We start from the raw sequence: 1,084 nt of genomic DNA, 5'->3' as shown, positions 1-1,084 counted from the left end.
CTCGACGCTGAACACTCTGAACAAGAACTCGAGCGCACTGTCCAAGAGCCTGCAGAAGGTCTCCTCGGGCATGAAGATCAACAGTGCTGCTGATGATGCTTCGGGCTATGCGATTTCCGAGCGCATGCGCGTTCAGATTCGTGGCCTTGACCAGGCTAACAGCAACACGCAGAATGGCAGCAGCATGATGAAAGTTGCCGAGGGCGCTGTTTCCAGCACGGTCGACATCCTGAAGACCCTCAAAGAGAAGGTCATCAATGCAGCCAATGACTCGAACACGGATAGCGACCGTCAGACGATCCAGAAAGAGCTCGACCAGAGCATTGACCAGATCAACGACAACGCTAACGTAACGTTCAACGGCAAGTATCTTGTTGACGGTTCGAAGAACACGCAGGGCCAGGCAACGTATACGGCACTGACGAACCAGAGCCTGTCTACGGATACGACGGCTACGACGAAACTGACGGATCTGAAATCCCGCAGTGGTGATGATCTTGAAATCTCCACGACGGATAAGGTTACGGTTTCTTACGTTCAGGCTGGTAAGACCTATACGACGTCCTTCAATGTAACCTCTGACACGAACCTCAAAGATATCTTTGATGCAGCAGAGAACATTGATACGACTTCGACGATCTTCGGCACGAATGCTAACCAGAGCATTGCTAAGGCTATGGGCACGGCTGACAGTGCTGCTGCTATGAGTGCAGCTGCCCAGGCAAATAATTCCGTTACGCTGGCACAGGCAGATTTGAATGTTGCGCAGACGTCGGTAAGCGTAGCTCAGAATTCTCTGAGTGTTGCGCAGGTTTCGCTGGATAAAGCGCAGAAGGACTATGATGCCGATATGTCTGCAGCAAACAGCACGGCACTTTCGAATGCAAAAGCAGCTTTGAATTCTGCACAGGCTTCCTTAACCCAGGAACAGGGGTCGTTTGATGTTGCGCAGAAATCGTTTAATCTTGCTCAAGATGCGGCAGGTCCGGCACTGCTCAACGGTGCTAAGATCGGTGTTGCTGCTTCGGGCGATATGGTCTCGACGGCAGATGGTGAGAATGCTATTACGGTAACGGCTAACAAT

1 protein-coding gene is annotated in these 1,084 nt (G+C 51.6%); it reads left to right on the top strand.

Going from position 1 to position 1,084, the window contains the following annotated elements; translation table 11 throughout:
* A partial coding sequence (locus tag FZ040_RS14295) for a flagellin (RefSeq protein WP_255448919.1) occupies positions 1–1,084 on the top strand: 1,084 nt, incomplete at both ends.

The sequence above is a fragment of the Pseudoselenomonas ruminis genome (assembly GCF_008271295.1).
GTDB lineage: Bacteria > Bacillota > Negativicutes > Selenomonadales > Selenomonadaceae > Selenomonas_A > Selenomonas_A ruminis.
This window is presented reverse-complemented; position numbering and strand designations above follow the sequence as displayed.